The 2,851-nt window shown below is 54.2% G+C and carries 1 rRNA gene; it reads left to right on the top strand.

From position 1 onward, the window contains the following. Positions 1-2,786, top strand: a 23S ribosomal RNA gene (locus HALTITAN_RS24310); the annotation flags it as partial. Positions 2,787-2,851: the final 65 nt, after the last annotated feature.

The following is a 2,851-nucleotide window of genomic DNA, read 5'->3' on the forward strand; positions in this document are numbered from 1 at the left end:
TCTGAATGGGGAAACCCACTCATCACAAGATGAGTATCGTGCACTGAATACATAGGTGTACGAGGCGAACCAGGGGAACTGAAACATCTAAGTACCCTGAGGAAAAGAAATCAACCGAGATTCCCCTAGTAGCGGCGAGCGAACGGGGACCAGCCCTTAAGCATGAGACTGATTAGGCGAACACGCTGGGAAGCGTGGCCGTAGCGGGTGATAGCCCCGTAGTCGAAAATCTGATCATGTGAAATCGAGTAGGTCGGGGCACGAGAAACCTTGACTGAAGACGGGGGGACCATCCTCCAAGGCTAAATACTCCTGGCTGACCGATAGTGAACCAGTACCGTGAGGGAAAGGCGAAAAGAACCCCGGAGAGGGGAGTGAAATAGATCCTGAAACCGTGTGCGTACAAGCAGTAGGAGCAGACTTGTTCTGTGACTGCGTACCTTTTGTATAATGGGTCAGCGACTTATATTCAGTGGCGAGGTTAACCGTATAGGGGAGCCGTAGGGAAACCGAGTCTTAACTGGGCGACACAGTCGCTGGATATAGACCCGAAACCGAGCGATCTATCCATGAGCAGGGTGAAGATTGAGTAACATCAATTGGAGGCCCGAACCAGGATCTGTTGAAAAAGATTTGGATGACTTGTGGATCGGAGTGAAAGGCTAATCAAGCTCGGAGATAGCTGGTTCTCCTCGAAAGCTATTTAGGTAGCGCCTCACGTAGTACCGCCGGGGGTAGAGCACTGTTTCGGCTAGGGGGTCATCCCGACTTACCAACCCGAGGCAAACTCCGAATACCGGTGAGTAGAGCGTGGGAGACACACGGCGGGTGCTAACGTCCGTCGTGAAAAGGGAAACAACCCAGACCGTCAGCTAAGGTCCCGAAATCCTGGTTAAGTGGGAAACGATGTGGGAAGGCTCAGACAGCTAGGAGGTTGGCTTAGAAGCAGCCATCCTTTAAAGAAAGCGTAATAGCTCACTAGTCGAGTCGGCCTGCGCGGAAGATGTAACGGGGCTAAACCAGGTACCGAAGCTACGGGTGAGTTTCTATTTCGATAGGAATTCGCGGTAGAGGAGCGTCGTGTAAGCCAATGAAGGTGAATTGAGAAGTTCGCTGGAGGTATCACGAGTGCGAATGCTGACATGAGTAACGATAAAGGGAGTGAAAAACTCCCTCGCCGGAAGACCAAGGGTTTCTGTTCGACGCTAATCGGAGCAGAGTGAGTCGGCCCCTAAGGCGAGGCCGAAAGGCGTAGTCGATGGGAAACGGGTCAATATTCCCGTACCGGACATGGTTGCGATGGGGGGACGAAGAAGGCTAGGTGAGCCAGGCGTTGGTAGTCCTGGTGAAAGTGAGTAGGCCGAGACCTTAGGTAAATCCGGGGTCTTAAAGCCGAGACACGAGACGAACTGACCACGGTCAGGAAGTCACTGATGCCACGCTTCCAGGAAAAGCCTCTAAGCTTCAGATCATGTGCGACCGTACCCCAAACCGACACAGGTGGTCAGGGTGAGAATCCCAAGGCGCTTGAGAGAACTCGGGTGAAGGAACTAGGCAAAATGGTGCCGTAACTTCGGGAGAAGGCACGCCGGCATAGGGTGAAGAGACTTGCTCTCCTAGCCCGAACCGGTCGAAGATACCAGGTGGCTGCAACTGTTTATTAAAAACACAGCACTCTGCTAACGCGCAAGCGGACGTATAGGGTGTGACGCCTGCCCGGTGCCGGAAGGTTAAATGATGGTGTTAGCCGCAAGGCGAAGCTCTTGATTGAAGCCCCGGTAAACGGCGGCCGTAACTATAACGGTCCTAAGGTAGCGAAATTCCTTGTCGGGTAAGTTCCGACCTGCACGAATGGCGTAATGATGGCCACGCTGTCTCCACCCGAGACTCAGTGAAATTGAAATCGCCGTGAAGATGCGGTGTACCCGCGGCTAGACGGAAAGACCCCGTGAACCTTTACTATAGCTTCACACTGGACGCTGATGTTGCCTGTGTAGGATAGCTGGGAGGCTTTGAACTCTGGACGCCAGTTCGGAGGGAGCCAACCTTGAAATACCAGCCTGGCATCATTGGCGTTCTCACTCAGGTCCGTTATCCGGATCGAGGACAGTGTGTGGTGGGTAGTTTGACTGGGGCGGTCTCCTCCTAAAGAGTAACGGAGGAGCACGAAGGTACCCTCAGCACGGTCGGACATCGTGCATTGAGTGCAAGAGCATAAGGGTGCTTGACTGCGAGACAGACACGTCGAGCAGGTGCGAAAGCAGGTTCTAGTGATCCGGTGGTTCTGTATGGAAGGGCCATCGCTCAACGGATAAAAGGTACTCCGGGGATAACAGGCTGATACCGCCCAAGAGTTCACATCGACGGCGGTGTTTGGCACCTCGATGTCGGCTCATCACATCCTGGGGCTGAAGTCGGTCCCAAGGGTATGGCTGTTCGCCATTTAAAGTGGTACGCGAGCTGGGTTTAGAACGTCGTGAGACAGTTCGGTCCCTATCTGCCGTGGGCGTTGGATGTTTGAGAAGGGCTGCTCCTAGTACGAGAGGACCGGAGTGGACGACCCTCTGGTGTTCCGGTTGTCACGCCAGTGGCATTGCCGGGTAGCTATGGTCGGACGGGATAACCGCTGAAAGCATCTAAGCGGGAAGCCCCCTTCAAGATGAGACATCCCTGAGGCCTAGAGCCTCCTGAAGGGCCCAGCGAGACCAGCTGGTTGATAGGCACGGTGTGGAAGCGCTGCAAGGCGTTGAGCTAACGTGTACTAATGGCCCGTGAGGCTTGACCCTATAACACCCAAGGGGTCTGGTCGCGATGATGACGTCAATGAAAACCGGATACGCAGCGTGTGGCC

It is taken from the genome of Vreelandella titanicae BH1, from assembly GCF_000336575.1.
In the GTDB taxonomy this organism is placed as follows: Bacteria; Pseudomonadota; Gammaproteobacteria; order Pseudomonadales; family Halomonadaceae; genus Vreelandella; species Vreelandella titanicae.